The sequence below is a fragment of the Nostoc sp. PCC 9305 genome (assembly GCF_963920915.1).
Classification (GTDB): Bacteria; Cyanobacteriota; Cyanobacteriia; order Cyanobacteriales; family Nostocaceae; genus Nostoc.
Genome location: NZ_CAWUDN010000129.1, coordinates 1 through 18,486 on the forward strand (window position 1 = coordinate 1; position 18,486 = coordinate 18,486).

Here is an 18,486-nt window from a genome sequence, read left to right on the forward strand (position 1 = left end):
TGTACCTTTGTATCCTCTTATTTTTCTTCCTATCCCCTATTTATTGAGCGGATACTGTAATTAAATATAAACATTGATGGCTCAAATCTGATGAGTTCGCCACTGATAAGCGCTCGAACCATAGGATAACATACTATAGCAATCCGATTGTAAGGAGTCAGCCTTTTCGAGTTATACGGAGTTTTTCAAAAATCAAATAAGAGTTTTATATTTACTTACAAACTAAAACATGGGTTTGGCGTATTTGTAACTTAATTCTTTTATTTTCACATTAGCTATTAATGTTTGAGTGGTTTATTCGACACACTATCTTTGATTTTGCATTCTTGGGATGTACGGAGTTTTTTCAAAAATCAAATAGGATTCTTATAGTACAGTACGGAGTAAATAAAACACCCATTGAAAATGAATCAAACGCAAGTATTTTTTACTTTTTTTAATTTTTAATTCCGCCTTGCAGTAGTAGTCACTAGTTCCTAAACGTTTATAGGTGTGTAACCTATTAAATAAAGCTTATCTTAAATTACTCCAAATTATCCAATTCAAATAATTGATTATACTTGTATTAATTTATATTTTCTAGAGATATTTTAAGCATTTTTTCTAAATTAAAATACCGTATTCACTGCTACAGTTAGGCAGCGTCAGTTCACCTAACATTTGAAGCTAATAATAAGTTGGCAGAAATAAACACAACAATGAACTTAAGGAATATAACGTCAAGCTTCCCGATGTTTATCAATTTTTTAGTCGTGTTCCAATTCTGCAATCGGAACGATATGAATCTCTAGCCAAGAGAAGCCAGGGTGTTCCGAAATATATGACAACAGATCATACACAGGTAATACGGGCAGCAATTAGAGGTATTGCTGTCAAGAAATTGTACGTATTCCCCGATGTTGTACAAGCTTTTTATATCCTCACGAGATATTCCCTAAGCAGGGGAGTGGGTTAGCTCGGTATCTTCCAAAAGTTTAAAAAATAGTCAAGTAAAATTAAGAATGATGTTGGATACTACTCACAAGCATTTAATTCTTGGGGCTGGTTTTGTCGGATTAAGTATGGCTGAAGCGCTCAAGAGGGCGAGTATTGCCTACGACCAAGTTGATGCTAGCGATGACATTGGTGGAAATTGGCATCATGGTGTGTATGAAACTGCACACATCATTTCATCACGGAAGATTACCCAATTTACCCATTTCCCTATGCCGGATAATTATCCGGATTTTCCCAGCGCTCAAAATATACGGGATTACTTAAACTCCTTTGCTGACCATTTTGAGTTACGTAAAAATATTGAATTGAATCGTCAAGTTAGCTATGTGCGACCTGTTGAGGGTAATCTCTGGGAAGTTACCTTTGAGAATGGGGAACAGCGAATTTACAAAGGGATTATCATTTGTAATGGTCATCACTGGTGCAAACGTTTTCCCAAATTATCAGGAGAATTTGATGGGGAGATAATTCACTCCAAAGATTATAAAAATTCCCAGCAACTACGTGGTAAGAGAGTTCTGGTAATTGGTGGAGGAAATTCAGCTTGTGATATAGCCGCAGAAGCAGCTAGGGTGGGAGCTAAATCTGTGTTGAGTATGCGTGAATCTGTGTGGTTTATTCCCAAAACCTTTGCAGGTGTTCCAATTTCCGATTTAACTGAATGGTGGATGCCACAATGGTTTCAGCGGTTGATGACTTATTTAATTATTTTGCTGACTTTCGGTAAGCACAAAGATTATGGTCTACCCGAACCCAAATATCGCATTTTTGATAAGCACCCAACCTTAAATAATGAGGTTCCTTACTATATTAAACACGGTCGCATTACCTACAAACCAGAGGTACGACATTTAGATGGCGGGGAAGTTGAATTTGCGGATGGTAGCCGAGAAACCTTTGATTTAATTGTTTGTGCAACTGGTTTTCATCTTGCCTATCCATTTTTAGCTCCAGAACTGCAACGGGTGAAAGGAGCAACAGTGAAATGTTATGGAGGGTCATTTCTTGAAGATTACAAAGGAATTTACTACATCGGTTGGGGACAAGCTAGAGGAGGTGCTGGTTCTGTATTGTCCGCTTTTGCACCCATATTTACCCGTTTTCTTAAACTCCAGGATGAAATTAAAATTCCTGTAGGTTTAGCCCTCAAAAAAATGGGACAGCAGTTACCCACAACCCATCTTGAAGATCCGCAAAAGATTTTTCGGGAATTAAAATTAGTCAATCTGTTTTTTGAACGGATGGTTCAAAAAGCTCACCGAATTGATTCCCAGTATTCCCAGTTTGAGAATCATCCACTCCCACCCTTGCTACAAAAATTAGTTAGTAAGATTTAGACTAAAAGTAGCCAGAAAACAACCTCAAATGTATATACCAGTAATTCTCATTATGAGAATAGTTATCAATAGTTTAAGAGTGATAACTAACTGATGGAACCTGGGCTTTGAGAATGCTGCTGAATGATGAATTTAAAGTAGAACTGGCTACTGAAAACAAATTATTAGGGACAGTTATAGAAAACTGGGGATAGCTTAAAAGTCATATCTTGTAAGGACTTCTTAAGTGGTTACTTGGCAATTTCTAATACTGTCCCTTTTCTTATGTCTTTTGAATGTAAGCGATCGCTAGCTCAATTAACTTCGCATTGGATTGGTAATTGGCAAACCTAACCAATCGCTTAATTCATGAGCTAGCCATTCCAGTTCCGCTTCAGATTTAATTGCACCACCACTACCACCAAGCTGATATTTTTTTACTCCTACCCAAATATCCAATTGTGCGGGAACGGCACTTCTAGTACCTTCAGAATCTTTCGTAAAATGTTTGGGAATGTAAACTAACTTATTAATACTTTGTCTTGGCAATGCACGGGGACGATAAAATTTCCAAGCAAACAACTCCCAGGTTAGGGTTATTTGTTCGGGATTCAGGCGTAAGCAGATGCGTCCAAATAAATGAAAGAAAAATTTATACACCATCATAAAGCCAGCACCCCAAAATGGAAGCGAGAACAAAGCAAAGGGGATGTTAACAGGAAAAGGTGCTGAGAGTGCGCCCATTGTCCAAAAAAGAATAAATGAATTCCAGACGATCGCAAATAAACCTGTAAATATTATTGATGGATCGAAACCAGATGGTGGAACGATAATTTCTAGAGAATCCCCATTTTTGGTGAGTTGAATCTTACTCCCATCTGGTTTGCCAATAACCAAAGCAGGCAATGTCGGTTGTGGTTTCTCTAAAGCTGCGATTGCTTGGTCAGCAGAACTCAAACGCCGTTCTAAACTAGGTTCAATCATCCACTTTAACCAATTGCTAAAGCTGGGACTGAGATTAGCCAGTTGTTCAAACTGAATACGAAAATCCTTTTGGGGTAAATCGGCTGGATGAGTCCCCGTCACCAAGTAAATTAAAGTTGCGCCTAAACTATAAAGGTCTGATGCTGCAACAGTGCGCCCGCCAAATTGCTCTGGTGGCATATAACCATAAGTTCCTACCACAGTTCTTGTCCCGGTTTCGCTAGCCAGGACTGTCTGTACTGAGCCAAAATCTACCAAATAAACTTGACCGACACTATTTCCAGAACGCTCCCCCAATAAAATATTGCTAGGCTTAATATCACGGTGAATTACAGGTGGATGTAGTTCATGTAGGTAAACGAGAATCTCTAAAAGTGCTTTAGCTATCTGTTTGACTTCAGCTTCGGTAAAAGTCCGCCCAGTTTGTAAACATTGCTCTAAAGTTTGTGCAGGGATATAAGTTTGTACTAGAGCAAATCCTTTGATGGTTGGTAAATTTACCTCAAAATAGTTTAAATAGCCAGGAATTGAGGGATGTGCTAGGTTTTTTAAAGTTTCGGCTTCTCGCTCAAACAACTTGAGTGAATCCCACTCAAAGTCACTGCTAAAAGAGAGTAATTTAATGACAACTAATTTTTGAGTTTGCAAATCACGAGCTAATAGCGTCCGTCGCCCTGCTTTTTTTCCTAATAGCTGCTGAACTTCGTAGCGATCGCTTAATATTTCACCAATCATTATGTTTTCTTGTAATGCTACGGTTGAAAAGTTTTATAGCTGATAGCTTTTCAATTTGGCAAATCGATATCTTTAGTATAATTGCGTAGTTCTATGCCCTCCCAACTTTGGCCTTATATTACCCCAGGTATTCCCGATGACTTATTTGAGCATTTGCCAGGAATTCCCCTGAGCCAGCGAGAAGTCCGACTGCTATTGATTTCTCAACTGCGGCTAAAATCAGATTCCGTGTTGTGGGATATTGGCGCAGGGACAGGTACAATTCCGGTAGAGGTGGGGCTATTGTGCCCAGGTGGGCAAATTATCGCTATCGAAAGGGATGAAGAAGTAGCTAATCTGATCAAGCGTAACTGCGATCGCTTTGATGTGAAAAATGTCGAAGTTGTTGAAGGCAGCGCCCCAGAATGTTTACATGACCTCAAGATTGCCCCTCATCGTGTTTGTATTGAGGGAGGTCGCCCCATTCAAGAAATACTGCAAGCAGCTTGGCATTATTTGCCGCCATCCGGTCGGGTTGTAGCCACAGCTGCTAATCTAGAAAGTCTGTATGCTATTTCCCAAAGCTTTTCCCTATTAAGGGCTAGAAATATCGAAGTCGTCCAATCTGCGGTTAACCGCTTAGAGACACGCGGCTTTTCTCAAACCTTTACCGCCGTCGATCCCATTTTTATCCTCAGTGGTGAGAAACTAGACTAAATCAAAAAGATTTTAGATTTTAGACTTCGGCTTCTTTCGACTTCGCTCAAGGCAAGTCGCTCAGTCGAACGATTTTAGATTTGAGATTGGGGATTTAGGTGATATGTCATCAGAAACCAAGCCACAATTACCAATCCCTAATCTCGAATACCTAATCTCTAATCCAAAATCCAAAATCCAAAATCCAAAATACTTCTATGCCTTGGTCTCGGATTATAAGTGGAATTGTTGCGATCGCTCTTGCTCTTTCCGCAACCCTTTTGGGGGGTTGGTACTTTACCATCATCTTTGCGGTCATCATCTTTTTGGGTCAACAGGAATATTTTAATTTGGTGCGAGCCAGAGGCATCGCTCCCGCCGCTAAAACCACTATGGCTGTCAGCCAAGTATTGCTAGTGATTTGTACCCTTGATGGCAGTTTAGCTGACGCTGTGATGCCAATAGCTGGCACACTTATTTGTTTTTACCTGCTGTTTCAACCCAAATTTGCCACGATCGCTGATGTTTCCGCTTCTATTATGGGGCTGTTTTACGTCGGTTATTTACCAAGTTACTGGGTGCGGTTACGAGCAATTGATAGTGCTGCTTTTAGCAATCTCCCTTTCGGAGGTTACTGGCCCACAACCTGGACAGATTTCTGGGAAAAGGCAAATTCCGCTTCTTTAGCACAAGGTTTTACAGTTACACTACTGACTTTTTTGTGTATTTGGGCAGCTGATATCGGTGCTTACACCATTGGCAAATTCTTTGGGAAAACCCGTTTGTCTGACATTAGCCCGAAAAAAACTGTTGAAGGTGCTGTCTTTGGTATTACTTCAAGTGTTGCCGTAGCTATAGCGGGAGCCTATTATCTTCACTTGCCTGAATCCCCCTTCACAGGTTTAGCATTAGGTTTGCTCATTGGTATTGCTAGTCTTTTAGGGGATCTCACAGAATCTATGCTCAAGCGGGATGCTGGAGTTAAAGATTCTGGGCAGTTAATCCCCGGTCATGGTGGTATTTTAGACCGTACCGATAGTTATATTTTTACTGCTCCGTTGGTATATTATTTTGTGACATTGCTGTTGCCGCTACTATAGCGGTTTTCAGTAACAGTTAGAGTATTGCACTGACGCATATCCTGCCGGGAACTTAAGTTCCGGGCTAATAGCTCAAGTCCACTTAAGTGGACTAAAATTCTTGTTAAGTCCTCTGAAGAGGACTTAAGCTATTAGCCTTGGAATTCTATTCCGAGGCGGGATAGTAACGAAGTGCAGAATTCTGTTTATTCTTCCTTCAATGCAATAACTTGGAATTCTATTCCCAGGCGCGATCGCAACGAAGCCGGGGATTGTCCGTCTGCTCTCTTATCCCCTGAGAGCTGCAATATCATTTAAAATAATGTATTAGCATTTTTTAATTTCATAATCATCAAGGGTTAACGTTAATCCGACCACGACATACTAGCTTTCCTGGGATCAGCGTTAGTTCTTGGATATCGACATCTGAGCCAAGATCCAGATTGTACTCATAATTGTCCTTTAATATATCTTCCCGATCGCGCTTGATTGGGATATGTACCAGTTGCAACTCATTCCCACTGAGTAATTGTAAGCCTAGACAAATCTCTACAGGCGTTGTTTCGCTATTGGTTACTCTCAAACCTCGCAGTATAATTTGGTTGTTCTCAAGGAGAATTTCTTGCCACTTGATTGGTTGTGACTGGGGGTAATCTTTTGGTAAAACCTTAACCAAGAGATCGCTCAAAGCAGTCGATAATAAGTCTGATGAGAGAGAAGCATTCAGATCCTTCTCGTCTATGATTAAATCGCCTACCACTGGTACTGTTTCTAACAGTCGCAGAGATTTACCCTTGAGTACAGAACCAATATTTACCCGAATATTTTCTGCTATTAATTGAATTTGTGTAATTAGGAGACCTTGATAAACTGCATGAGTTGCAAAAACAGATACCGAAGGAATGCGTCCAGAGAAAAGTTGGCGATCGCTAGCTTTAATCTCCACTTCTAGTTCAGAGATTTGGCTGACCTGCGATCTCAACCAGAGCTTGACTGCTGTTGTGAGTACCTGCGTAATTATGCGGATTTTATTTCCACTTGTTGTTTGGGGATTTTGCTCTGGCATTTAACCAATCTGTTTATGAGTATTTGCTCTACAACCGAACCGAAATTAAATAAGCTTTAAATGTAACATTTATGCCTACTCGCTACAAAATGCAAATATCATTTAATTGATAACAGTAAATAAGCAATTTCCACATGGAGGTACGGTTACAAAAAATTCTTGCTCAATGGGGTATCGCCTCACGTCGTGAAGCCGAAGAAATGATTAGGCACTCACGGGTGCGGATTAATGGGGTATTAGCACATTTAGGTCAAAAAGTCGATCCCGAAAAAGATGCGATCGCAATTGATGGTAAGGCCGTATCCGAAAAGCAGCGTCCGCCTTTAATATATCTATTGCTGCACAAACCAGCGGGAGTGGTTTCGACTTGCTACGACCCTCATCGCAGAACAACAGTCCTGGATCTACTACCGAAAGAATTACGGGAGGGTTCAGGTATTCACCCAGTTGGCCGTCTAGATGCAGACTCTACAGGAGCATTAATCCTGACTAATGACGGAGAACTGACATTTGGGCTAACCCATCCACGTCACAGTATTTCCAAGACATATCATGTTTTGGTCAAAGGACATCCTCCAGAAACAGTACTACAGACGTGGCGTCAAGGTGTGATGTTGGAGGGTAGAAAAACCAGGCCCGCTAAGGTACGCCTCATAGAACGTCGTACCGAGGAAAGCGTTTTAGAAATAGTGTTGCAGGAGGGAAGAAATCGCCAAATTCGCCGTATAGCTCAACAGCTAGGATACCCAGTAATCAAGCTGCATCGGACTGCTATCGGCCCAATTCAATTACAAACTCCCAAAGAACCCTTTTTATCAGAGGGTAAATATCGTTCCCTCAAAGATCGTGAGATTCACTTTTTGCAAGATCGGATAACGCAACCTAATTATTGATTCAGTGGAGTTAAGGAGTGTCAGTAGGCATGAAATGGCTAAGAAAGAAGAATAAGCACCAGCCATCACTTTCATTAGAGCAACAACGAGCCGAAAAGTTGGCAGAGTTAGGCGCTCAACTTTGGGCATTGCGTCAAGAACAGGGTTTATCTCTAGACCAAGTGGTTGCATTGACTCGGATTCCCCGAAGATTATTGCAGGCGATCGAAGAAGGTAATTTAAACGATCTACCAGAACCAGTCTATATTCAGGGTTTAATCAGACAATTTGCCGATGCACTAGGTTTGAATGGAGTAGAATTTTCTGGCACTTTTCCGATCAGTTCTGCACAAGTTAGCCCTCTCAGTAGGGGGAATAATTCACCCTTGGCTCAACTACGTCCAGTTCATCTTTACTTTCTTTACATATTGCTAATAGTATGTTCTGTAAATGGGTTATCTCAGTTATTAAATAACGCGTTACTACAAGCAAGTAATAGCCCAAACCAGCCATATCCAAAACAAAAGTCTGTTGTTAAACCAGAAATAGCTCAACTAAAAGAGTCAACACAGGCACAACCTGTCAGCGATACCCTGAGCGGTGTGCAAAAGGGACAGGCTGTCCAGGTTGGTGTAACTTTGAAAGCCTCATCTTGGATTCGTGTAGTAGCCGATGGCAAAACCGAGTTTGAAGGTATCCTGCCAGAGGGAACTCACCGAGTTTGGAAAGCCCAAGAGCAACTGACAGTGAAAACTGATAATGCTGGCGGTGTGTTGGTGAGCGTTAATCAAGAGAAGGCCAAGGAAATGGGAGAACCAGGGAAAGAGGAAGAAGTTAGGATTGCTGCCAAGCCTAAGTTTTGAGATGAAGGAGAAATCAATTCAGAATGACGCTCTCTACGAGACGCTGCGCGTAGCTTGCTTCCCCGTAGGGGTACGCGGACTCGCTAACGCTGCGCTAACAAAATTCAAAATTGTACTCTTACAGAGAAGCAAGCTAGGCGCAGCGTCTCATAGAGAACAAAAAGACTGTGGGAGATGAGAAGGATAAGGGGGACAAGGAGAAAAGGAGGAAAAGGAAGGATTTACTCTTCCCTCTCCCTTGTCTTCCTTGTCTGCCTTCTTTTACCCATCTCCCCCTGCTTCCCTGCTCAAGAACTACCTTATTGTGCTTCTGGGGCGCGTCCATTGAGTCTGGTAAGAACTTTCAAGCGATCGCGCAATTCGTCTGTTAACGCTCCTGCTTGATAGCGCCACTCCCAGTTTCCCTCAGCAACACTAGGAAAATTCATCCGCGCTTCGTTTCCTAATCCCAAAACATCTTGCAAGGGAATAATCGCTTGGTTGGCTATAGAACTCAAAGCTAGGCGAATTAAATCCCATTGAATGCCTTCAGGGCTAATACAACCTAAATAAAGCCATAAGTTATGCTTTTCGTTGTCATTAGCTGAATTGAACCAGCCTACAGTTGTGTCATTATCGTGAGTGCCAGTATAAACTACAGCATTTCGCGGGTAATTGAATGGCAAGAATGGATTAGCAGGATCGGAACCAAAGGCAAACTGCAAAACCTTCATCCCCGGAAATTCATACTTGTCTCGGAGCGCTTCTACCTCTGGTGTAATTACTCCTAAATCTTCTGCCAAGACGGGTAGCTTGCCCAACTTCTCCCTAATCGCTGCAAAAAAAGCATCCCCAGGCGCTTCCACCCATTTCCCATTTATGGCAGTTTCTTCACCTTGGGGCACAGACCAATAAGCCTCAAAGCCCCGGAAGTGGTCAATGCGAATTATATCTACATAATCCAGCATTGCTTCAAAGCGCTGTACCCACCATTTAAAGTCTTGTTTTTGCAATTCCTCCCAGTTATAAACCGGGTTTCCCCACAATTGACCGGTGGCGCTGAAGTAATCGGGTGGAACTCCTGCCATTTGTGCTGCTTGTCCCGTCTCTGGATCTAAGCAAAAAATGTCGGGATGCGCCCACACGTCGGCACTATCATGAGCTACGTAGATAGGAATATCGCCAATAATGTCAATGCCGCGCATATTAGCGTAACTTTTGAGGTCAGACCATTGGCGGAAAAACTCAAATTGGACGAATTTGTAATAATAAATCTCTCCGTTGAGCCGATGCTGTGCTTGCTCCAATGCTTGGGGATCGCGCTTGACAAATTCTGGCTTCCATGCGTGCCAGTTTGCATTCTCATTGGCATCTTTTAGCGCCATAAATAAGGCGTAATTATCCAGCCAATAGGCTTTACTGTCGCAAAAACCTGCAAACTCTTTCTGCTGGATAGGCGTAGCATTGGTTCTAAAGTTGTCACAGGCTTTTTTGAGTAGCCCAATCTTAATCGGCACAACCCGATCGAAATCTACCTTTTCTACCGGAAATCCTGGTAAATTAGCAAAGTCTTCTTCAGATAGTAAACCTTCTTCTAAGAGTTTTTCTGGGCTAATTAACAGAGGATTTCCTGCCATTGCCGAGTAGCACATATACGGAGAATTTCCGTATCCAGTGGGGCCCAGTGGTAAAACTTGCCAATATTGTTGATGGCTCTCTTTGAGAAAATCAATGAAGCGATAGGCTTCTAAGCCTAAATCTCCAATGCCAAATCGACTGGGAAAGGAGGTAGGATGCAGCAAAATGCCACTGGATCTAGGAAAAGGCATATTTAACCTGAATTATGAGAGGGAGCAATTATCTAATGGAGACAGGATGCGATCGCATCGAATTTATCACTGAACGGTATTTGCAGGGGAAATCAAGTAAACTCATTTTGTTTGTCATTTGTCCTTTGTCTTTTGTCCTTTGGGAATAACCAATGACTAATGACTAATGACCAATGACTACTGACTAATGACTAAATAACTATGACTTACCGAAATCCTACACCGACAGTTGATATCATCATTGAACTAGTAGATCGACCTCATCGGCCAATAGTGTTAATTGAAAGACATAATCTACCTTTAGGTTGGGCTATTCCTGGTGGTTTTGTAGATTATGGCGAAGCGGTGGAAGTGGCGGCGCGGCGAGAAGCTGAGGAGGAGACGGGTTTACAGGTGGAGTTGGTTGAACAATTATTGGTATATTCTGACCCAAATCGCGATCCGCGTCAGCATACGATTAGTATTGTGTTTTTGGCGACAGCTAAGGGTGAACCAAAGGCTGGAGATGATGCTAAGGGTGTAGGCATTTTTGAGTATTGGTGTGTGCCTGGTAATTTATGTTTTGACCACGATCGCATTTTGCGCGATTATTGGCGGTATCGGCATTATGGGATACGTCCGAGGTTGGGGTAGAAGGAACGAACCGCAGAGGCGCAGAGAGCGCAGAGAGAAGAGGGGAGAGGAATATCTGTGACACAAAGTTTTTGTGATTATACTGTGTCAATGGTATTTAAAGGTGCATTATGAACGCTGAGGAACTGTTGGAGAAATATGCCGCAGGGGAACGGAAATTTCATTCAGTAAATTTGAGTGCAGAAAATCTCAAAGGTGCAGACCTCAGTGAAATAGACCTATACGGTGCAAATTTGGCTGGGGTTGATTTAAGTGGAGCAAATTTAACCCAAGCAAAGCTTAATAGTACAAATCTTACTAAAGCGTTTTTAACAGATACAAAGTTAAATTCAATAAGTGCTTCTTCAGCAATTTTTGCTTGGACAGACCTCTATGGTGCTGACTTAAGTTGGTCAACTCTCAATAGCGCAAATTTGAATCATGCAAACTTAGAACAGGCAAACTTGATAGGTGTAGACCTAAGCAGTGCAAAATTAATTTATGCAAACCTAGATACAGCAAATTTAACTGGAGCAAATCTTAGTAGTGCAGACCTGACTGCGGCTTCGTTAGCTAAAGCTAATCTCAGTAAAGCTAATCTAACTAAGGCAGATTTCGGTCAAACGTACTTAATTGGATCGAACTTTACTCTGGCAAACTTAACTGAGGCAATATTGCAAAGTGCCAAACTCCAAGGAAGTATATTTCATAGAGCGAATCTCCACCAAGTTGATCTTTCAGGCATGAATTTGGCCGATATAGACTTTACAGCAGCATCTCTTCAAAGTACAGACCTTACAAAAGCATTACTCCAAGGAGCGAATTTAGAAAAAGCCAATTTGCGATGGGCAAATTTAACCAGTGTAAATTTAGATCGAGCAAACTTGAGAAGGGCTGATTTAACTGGGGCAAATATCTATGGAGCAACTTTTAAAGATGCAGACCTAACTGGTGCGATAATGCCAGATGGAGAAGTCTACAAGCCGATCGCAGCTGAAGCGGAAATCGGTAAACAGGAAACATCGTTAGAGAAAGTAATATCTATGACCCGTAAAGTAATTAATACTGATAACGCACCCGCACCAGTGGGCCCTTATAATCAAGCGATCGCAGCTTCCGGTCAATTCGTATTCATCGCTGGACAAATTGCCATCGATCCCCGCCTTGGTGATGTTGTCTACACTGATGATGTCAAAAAGCAAACTGAGCAGGTATTAGCTAATCTTGAAGCCATCCTCACCGCAGCTGGTGCGACTTTCCAAGATGTCGTGAAGACCACTGTATTTCTAGCTGATATGAATGATTTCACGGCGGTGAATGCCATTTATGCTAAATATTTCCCCGAAGATACAGCCCCAGCGCGGGCTTGTGTGCAGGTATCGCGCTTACCTAAAGATGTGTTGGTAGAAATTGATGCGATCGCTGTAATTAGCGGTTAGGAGAAATAGAACAATGAGCAAAATCTTAACGGTTCCATTCAATGGTTCTGTTTTGCAATGAAAATTTCATATTCTTACTCTAGAAACTCCATCACTTCTTGTAACACATCGGCTATATGTGGTTTTTCGCAAGCAATTACATTGTTCAAAAGATGTTTGTGGTGCGGGAAGGTAGGTAAGTTGGGAAAGTGTGGTGTACTGTCATAACGAAAAATCAGACTATTTTGCTCATCTTGAAAGTGATAGCGGTAATCGATATATGTAATTTGATTATCTACAATAACAAAGGCTTCACTGACTGCCAGTAAATATTTAAAAGCGAAACGTATCCTAATGCGGAGATTAGCTCTCTCTGTCGTTAAAATTACTGCACTATATTCCTCAACGTATGTGTTAGAGCAGTTGAGTAAAAGTTGCTCAATTTCATCTAAATAGGCTTGAATAACTTTACGCGACATCTCTGAGTTTGGTCTCTATTTCTTGGTGTAGAGCTAGATAATGTTGGTAGTTTGCTGCCCATTCGACAAACACTTCCTCGTCAGAAGTTTCACCTTGGTTATATTTGGCAAAAAATTCTTCTGAATTCATTTGGTACTTTATTTCATAAGTATTTAACTGTTTAGTAAGACCAATCAGTGCATCTAGCGGAGATGTATATTCGATGATTTGTTTACGCATTGATTTCTTGATTCAGTTTCATTAGTTTATACTATAGCAGTTCTCATTTACGTGAAGTACAACCGTAGGAGAACGGCACTGCCCATTTGTGTCAACTTTCAGAGAGATAAATCATGAACATTGAATTGAAACCTGAACATGAACAATTTATCCAAGCCCAAATCGCTAGCGGCAAATTTACAAATGCAGATGAAGTAATTGATGTAGCATTTCATCTGCTAGAAAAATTAAATTCTGAGTATGTACAATGGGTGGAAGAAACCCGGCAAAAAGTTGATGTCGCAATTGCTGAAGTTGAAGGAGGGGAATTATTGGATGGCGAAACTGTAGTGATGCAGATACTAGAAAAGTTCCAAAAGGCACGTGAGGCTTAATAATAAGCCGCTATGTCATTTCACTATCTGCTAGTCGTGACTTAAATGAAATTTCTGATTACTTTTTAATCCGAAACCTGGAAGCAGGAGAAAAACTATTTAGAGAGTTTAACAATAAATGTCAAAATTTAGCGGCGTTTCCAAATATGGGACGCAGTTATGCTCATATTAAACCTTCATTACGTGGCTTGCCGTTAGAGGTTGTTTGAAAAGATGTTTCGCTGTGACTTTAGGCACTTTTAGATCCCCCCTAACCCCCCTTAAAAAGGGGGGAACCGGAATCAAAGTCCCCCTTTTTAAGGGGGATTTAGGGGGATCTAAAATTTTTGATACCGACAAGAGGACTTTTCAAACATCCTCTTAGCTCGACTTTATCCAAAATTCAGAGCTTGGTTCTCTTGATACGGCAAAAATCCTAGCTTTTTAGCAAAAGCTTTTTCGATGTCACTTATTCTCGGTGAAATCAAAAAAGTAAAACTACCGCCCCACAAAGATTTCAGCGTCAGCTTGAGTGTTGCCAAAAAATGGATAAAGTCGAGCTTAGATAGATATGTCATTCTGTACCAAGTGATTGATGATGGGGTTAAAATTTTGCGTGTTGTTAGCGGTCGTCAAGATTTAGAATCTTTATTTGCATCGGATGAAGAGTAAAGCCATAAATTTTGTTAACGTGGGACAAAAAAATATAAAGATGTTCTTTAGCTTGCTATAAAATGCAGACAAAATTCTGTTAATTACCTCTCAACACATGCGATCGCCTTTACAACTTTGGGAATACTGAAATTAAGTACCCTAAAGGAGTATTAAAAATGGCAGAAAATCGTATCAGTGCCAGTTTAGCCCCAGCAGACAAAGAAGCGGTCATGCAGGCGATCGCTACAATTAGAGAAAAGTTACCGTTTTTGGTTGATTTGACCCCTGAAGATCGGCGAACAATGCTGAAGATGGGAGATAAAAGTCGGGCTTTTGTCAGCAAAGCCTTACAAGTAGCAACACAAAACCCTAACTTTTTGCCTCGTTATTTTGATTTAGAAGAAATGCGCCGGGACTTGGAAATATATGAGGACTTGTATCCGGTGTTGTTGTCTCTAACGCAACTGCAAGAATTGGTGGATGATACCTGTATAGCTGCTGCTAGTGAAGCGTATGCAGCAGCATTAGCAGTTTATAGCTATGCCAAAGCTAGCGGTGATGTCGCAGGTTTAGATGCAGTAATTGATGAGATGGGACGTAGGTTTAACCGCCGTTCTAAGAAAAAGCAATCCGAAGTTCCAGTTAGCTAAAGCTTGTAATAGGCAATTATACAAGTTGTCAATTTAGTAAAATACACATCACTTGTAGGGGCATAACATAGTTATGCCCTTTTCGCGTTTTGTATCCAAACATTTTTTAAACTTGCGGAGGGAGGTTTTGTTTGTATAGTTACGATTTTTATAGCGCATCTCGTTTATCTAAAATACACTTTGACCTCTCTCCAAACCTCTCCCCTACAAGGCTAGGGTGTATACACAAGTCGAATTACCCCCCTTAATCCCCCCTTGGAAAGGGGGGAAACAGGAATCTAGTTCCCTCCCCTTTACAAGCTATCCATTACCCGGATCTTTCTCAACATTTACGAGAGTATTCACTCACGCTTTTTCTAACCCTGATTCGTTCGTCGTCAATTCTCAATAAAAACCTAATTTTAGCGAGAAGACTAAGAGCCAATCTGTCAAGTATGTTTGACACCTCAGTGTTCAAGATGCCTACAAAACAAGCGTTTCAAGATTGTAAAGAAAGATGTGACTAATGGATAGCCTTTACAAGGGGAGGGTTAGGGTGGGGTCAACGTCGAGCCTCAGAAGGTCAAAGTTGAGCTTCAGAAGGTCAAAGTTGAGCCTCAGAAGGTCAAAGTTGAGCCTCAGAAGGTCAAAGTTGAGCCTCAGAAGGTCAACGTCGAGCCTCAGAAGGTCAAAGTTGAGCCTCAGAAAGTCAACGTCGAGCCTCAGAAGGTCAAAGTCGAGCCTCAGAAGGTCAAAATCGAGCCTCAGAAGGTCAAAGTTGAGCCTCAGAAGGTCAACTTTGAAATTAAATTAAGGTTATACGTAAAAATTACCTAGAAAAAGTTTCATAAATTCCGAAATACAGCATTTATATTTAGTAGTTATTCTACAAGCATTAATACCTCAAAATTGAATCTTGTAATGAACCTGCAAAATAAGCCCAAGAGTTTACAAGATATTCTTAAGCAGCGCCAGCAATCAGGTTTTGTGGGTCGTGAAGACCAAGTAAACCAATTTCGCCAAAATCTAACATTACCCCCAACAGACGATCGCCGTCATTTTGTGTATAACGTTTGGGGTCAAGGCGGAGTTGGTAAAAGTACCCTGCTGCGACAGTTTCGTAAAATTGCTGACGAAGCAAAAATTATTTCGGCTTACATCGATGAAGCTGAAAAAACTATACCAGAAGTTATGGGTCGTCTAGCTGAAGAGTTAGAACGGCAAGGTCATAAACTAACGCAGTTTACAGAACGCTACAAAGTTTACCGTCAAAAGCGCCAAGAATTAGAAACCGATCCAGACGCTCCTCAAGGCTTTTCGGCTTTTGTCGGGAAAACTATGGCAAAAACTGGTGTACGTTTAGCGCGTCGAGTTCCCGTTGGCGGTGCTGTATTTGATTTTGTAGATGAGGATGCTTTTGCTACCCAAGCTGGAGAATGGGCATCTTATGTTGCCAAGAAAATAACAAATAAAGATGAGGTGCGTTTAGTTCAAGAACCTGAAGAAGTTCTGACCCCGTTATTTTTGAAAGATATTTTTAAAATTGCAAAAGAAACTGCTGTTGTCTTGTTTTTTGATACTTATGAACGCACCGGAGAATTTCTAGATAACTGGCTGCGAGAAATTCTGGAGGGTCGCCACGGTGAAGTATCTCTCAATATATTGATAACTATCGCCGGTCGGCAGGAATTAGATAAAAATCATTGGGCATCTTATGAGGGGTTAATAGTTCGTTTCCCTCTGGAACCATTTACAGAAGAAGAAGCCCAACAATATTTCACTCGCAAAGGCATTACAGACAATCGCGTTGTTGAAGTGATTTTACACCTTTCTGGAAACTTACCCCTGCTGCTAGGAATGCTAGCAGATACTCATCCCAATGACCCCAACCAGGTAATTGAGCCTTGCAACAGTGCTGTAGAACGCTTTTTAAAATGGGTTGATGACCCCAAACAGCAACAAGTGGCGCTTGATGCTGCCATTCCTCGGTGTTTGAATCGAGATGTTATAGCCAAATTAAGAACAGAAGAAGAAGCTGACGAGTTATTTACTTGGCTAAAAGAAACATCTTTTGTCAACGAACGTACCGACGGCTGGGCTTATCATGATGTGGTCAAAACCCAAATGTTACGCCACAAGCGCCTTTCATCGCCGCAAGGTTGGGCTGACATACATGGTAAGTTGGCAGAATATTATGACAGCCTGCGGAATGATTTTCAATTGGAAGAAGAGGAAAAACAGCGCGATCCTAGCTGGCAAAGTCACACATTAAACGTGTTGTATCACAACTTATGTCAGTCACCGCAAAGGAATTTATCTGTATCTCTGAATCAATTTCTTGCTGCACTCAAAAATAAACGCAAATTTGCCCAACAATATGCAGAAACAATGCTTCAGGCTGGTAAAGATGCGGATTCTGCTGAAGTTCAGCGTTGGGGTAAGCAATTAGCGAATGGGTTAAAAGCTTATGAGGAAAACCTTTATCAAGTTACATTGGAAATGTTTACCGCAGTCCTACAAAATTCTGGGATTGAGCTTAAATGGCAACCAATTGCTCTAGGTTGGCGCGGTTATACTTACCACTTAATGGAGCGTTACCCAGAAGCCCTAGAAGATTTTGACCGCGCTATTGAACTTGACCCCAAATATGACTGGGCGATCGCAAGTCGCGGTGAAACTTATTACTCAATGGAGCGTTACCCAGAGGCCCTAGAAAATTTTGACCGCGCCATTGAACTTAACCCCAAATATGACTGGGCGATCGCACAGCGCGGTTTTATTTACCGCTTAATGGAGCGTTACCCAGAAGCGCTAGAAGACTTTCACCGCGCCATTGAACTTAATCCCAAATATGACTGGGCGATCGCAAGTCGCGGTGAAACTTATCGCTTAATGGAGCGTTACCCAGAAGCACTAGAAGATTTTGACCGCGCCATTGAACTTAACCCCAAATCTGACTGGGTGATCGCAAATCGCGGTTTTATTTACCAATCAATAAAGCGTTACCCAGAAGCACTAGAAGATTTTGACCGCGCCATTGAACTTAACCCCAAATCTGACTTGGCGATCGCACTTCGCGGTATAACTTACCAATCAATGAAGCGTTACCCAAAAGCCCTAGAAGATTTTGACCGCGCCATTGAACTTAACCCCAAATCTGACTTGGCGATCGCACTTCGCGGTGAAACTTACCGCTTAATGGAGCGTTACCCAGAAGCACTAAAAGATTTTGACCGCGCCATTGAACTTAACCCCAAATCTGACTTGGCGATTACACATCGCGGTGAAACTTACCAATCAATGAAGCGTTACCCAGAAGCACTGGAAGATTTTGACCGTGCCATTGAACTTAACCCCAAATCTGACTGGGCGATCGCAAGTCGTGGTAAAACTTACCGCTCAATGGAGCGTTACCCAGAAGCCCTAGAGGATTTTGACCGCGCCATTGAACTTAGCCCCAAATATGACTGGGCGATTGCACATCGCGGTGCAACTTACCAATTAATGGAGCGTTACCCAGAAGCCCTAAAAGATTTTGACCGCGCCATTGAGCTTAACCCCAAATATGACTGGGTGATCGCAAGTCGTGGTTTTACTTATCATTCAATGAAGCGTTACCCAGAAGCACTAGAAGATTTTGACCGCGCTATTGAACTTAATCCCAATTATCAATGGGCGATCGCACATCGCGGTTTTACTTACCGCTTAATGGAGCGTTACCCAGAAG

Annotated in this window: 17 protein-coding genes; 12 read left to right on the forward strand and 5 right to left on the reverse strand. The window is 41.6% G+C overall.

Going from position 1 to position 18,486, the window contains the following annotated elements:
* Positions 1–1,001 precede the first annotated feature (1,001 nt).
* Positions 1,002–2,333 carry a flavin-containing monooxygenase gene (locus tag ACM0OX_RS31205; RefSeq protein WP_414518859.1) on the forward strand — a complete coding sequence of 444 codons (1,332 nt, stop codon included), beginning with the start codon at positions 1,002–1,004 and terminating at the stop codon, positions 2,331–2,333.
* A 297-nt stretch (positions 2,334–2,630) separates the two neighbouring features.
* Here ACM0OX_RS31205 and ACM0OX_RS31210 read toward each other — a convergent pair whose 3' ends face one another.
* On the reverse strand, positions 2,631–4,031 hold the full coding sequence (locus tag ACM0OX_RS31210; protein ID WP_414518860.1) for a serine/threonine protein kinase: 1,401 nt from the start codon (positions 4,029–4,031) through the stop codon (positions 2,631–2,633).
* Between the two features lie 93 nt (positions 4,032–4,124).
* Here ACM0OX_RS31210 and cbiT point away from each other — a divergent pair, with 93 nt between their 5' ends.
* Together cbiT and ACM0OX_RS31220 are read left to right on the forward strand one after the other, a co-directional pair.
* A complete protein-coding gene (gene cbiT / locus ACM0OX_RS31215; RefSeq protein WP_414518861.1) occupies positions 4,125–4,727 on the forward strand; it encodes a precorrin-6Y C5,15-methyltransferase subunit CbiT in 603 nt (200 codons plus the stop codon).
* A 197-nt stretch (positions 4,728–4,924) separates the two neighbouring features.
* Positions 4,925–5,806: a phosphatidate cytidylyltransferase gene (locus ACM0OX_RS31220; RefSeq protein WP_414518862.1), complete on the forward strand. Its 882-nt coding sequence runs from the start codon at positions 4,925–4,927 to the stop codon at positions 5,804–5,806.
* Between the two features lie 331 nt (positions 5,807–6,137).
* Here ACM0OX_RS31220 and ACM0OX_RS31225 read toward each other — a convergent pair whose 3' ends face one another.
* Positions 6,138–6,851 carry a DUF2993 domain-containing protein gene (locus ACM0OX_RS31225; RefSeq protein ID WP_414518863.1) on the reverse strand — a complete coding sequence of 238 codons (714 nt, stop codon included), beginning with the start codon at positions 6,849–6,851 and terminating at the stop codon, positions 6,138–6,140.
* 134 nt (positions 6,852–6,985) lie between these two features.
* Between ACM0OX_RS31225 and ACM0OX_RS31230 the strand changes: the two genes are divergently transcribed.
* Together ACM0OX_RS31230 and ACM0OX_RS31235 are read left to right on the forward strand one after the other, a co-directional pair.
* Complete coding sequence (locus ACM0OX_RS31230; RefSeq protein WP_414518864.1) at positions 6,986–7,744, forward strand: pseudouridine synthase; 759 nt, start codon at positions 6,986–6,988, stop codon at positions 7,742–7,744.
* A gap of 29 nt (positions 7,745–7,773) precedes the next feature.
* The gene (locus tag ACM0OX_RS31235; RefSeq protein WP_414518865.1) at positions 7,774–8,586 is read left to right on the forward strand and encodes a helix-turn-helix domain-containing protein; all 813 of its coding nucleotides are present in this window, start codon (positions 7,774–7,776) and stop codon (positions 8,584–8,586) included.
* 299 nt (positions 8,587–8,885) lie between these two features.
* Here the strand turns inward: ACM0OX_RS31235 and malQ are convergent, their stop codons facing one another.
* Positions 8,886–10,394: a 4-alpha-glucanotransferase gene (gene malQ, locus ACM0OX_RS31240; protein ID WP_414518866.1), complete on the reverse strand. Its 1,509-nt coding sequence runs from the start codon at positions 10,392–10,394 to the stop codon at positions 8,886–8,888.
* 201 nt (positions 10,395–10,595) lie between these two features.
* Between malQ and ACM0OX_RS31245 the strand changes: the two genes are divergently transcribed.
* Both ACM0OX_RS31245 and ACM0OX_RS31250 read left to right on the forward strand, forming a co-directional pair.
* Positions 10,596–11,027 (forward strand): NUDIX hydrolase, encoded by a 432-nt coding sequence (locus tag ACM0OX_RS31245; RefSeq protein ID WP_322660619.1) that lies wholly within the window; start codon positions 10,596–10,598, stop codon positions 11,025–11,027.
* A 110-nt stretch (positions 11,028–11,137) separates the two neighbouring features.
* Positions 11,138–12,445 (forward strand): Rid family detoxifying hydrolase, encoded by a 1,308-nt coding sequence (locus ACM0OX_RS31250; protein WP_414518867.1) that lies wholly within the window; start codon positions 11,138–11,140, stop codon positions 12,443–12,445.
* Between the two features lie 74 nt (positions 12,446–12,519).
* On the opposite strand, the gene tumE is transcribed toward ACM0OX_RS31250, so the two are convergent.
* Both tumE and tumA read right to left on the reverse strand, forming a co-directional pair.
* Positions 12,520–12,903, reverse strand: coding sequence for a toxin TumE (gene tumE / locus ACM0OX_RS31255; RefSeq protein WP_414518868.1), 384 nt, complete (start codon positions 12,901–12,903; stop codon positions 12,520–12,522).
* Positions 12,893–13,123: an antitoxin TumA gene (gene tumA, locus ACM0OX_RS31260; RefSeq protein WP_414518869.1), complete on the reverse strand. Its 231-nt coding sequence runs from the start codon at positions 13,121–13,123 to the stop codon at positions 12,893–12,895. The genes tumE and tumA overlap by 11 nt, the downstream gene beginning before the upstream one ends.
* A gap of 113 nt (positions 13,124–13,236) precedes the next feature.
* On the opposite strand from tumA, the gene ACM0OX_RS31265 reads away from it, so the two are divergent.
* The 5 genes from ACM0OX_RS31265 to ACM0OX_RS31285 all read left to right on the forward strand — a co-directional run.
* Complete coding sequence (locus tag ACM0OX_RS31265; RefSeq protein WP_414518870.1) at positions 13,237–13,497, forward strand: ribbon-helix-helix domain-containing protein; 261 nt, start codon at positions 13,237–13,239, stop codon at positions 13,495–13,497.
* A gap of 17 nt (positions 13,498–13,514) precedes the next feature.
* The gene (locus tag ACM0OX_RS31270; protein WP_414518873.1) at positions 13,515–13,706 is read left to right on the forward strand and encodes a type II toxin-antitoxin system RelE/ParE family toxin; all 192 of its coding nucleotides are present in this window, start codon (positions 13,515–13,517) and stop codon (positions 13,704–13,706) included.
* Between the two features lie 232 nt (positions 13,707–13,938).
* A complete protein-coding gene (locus tag ACM0OX_RS31275) occupies positions 13,939–14,148 on the forward strand; it encodes a type II toxin-antitoxin system RelE/ParE family toxin (RefSeq protein WP_414518871.1) in 210 nt (69 codons plus the stop codon).
* 158 nt (positions 14,149–14,306) lie between these two features.
* A complete protein-coding gene (locus ACM0OX_RS31280; protein WP_099100284.1) occupies positions 14,307–14,780 on the forward strand; it encodes a hypothetical protein in 474 nt (157 codons plus the stop codon).
* Positions 14,781–15,680: 900 nt separating this feature from the next.
* A partial coding sequence (locus ACM0OX_RS31285; RefSeq protein WP_414518872.1) for a tetratricopeptide repeat protein occupies positions 15,681–18,486 on the forward strand: 2,806 nt, incomplete at its 3' end.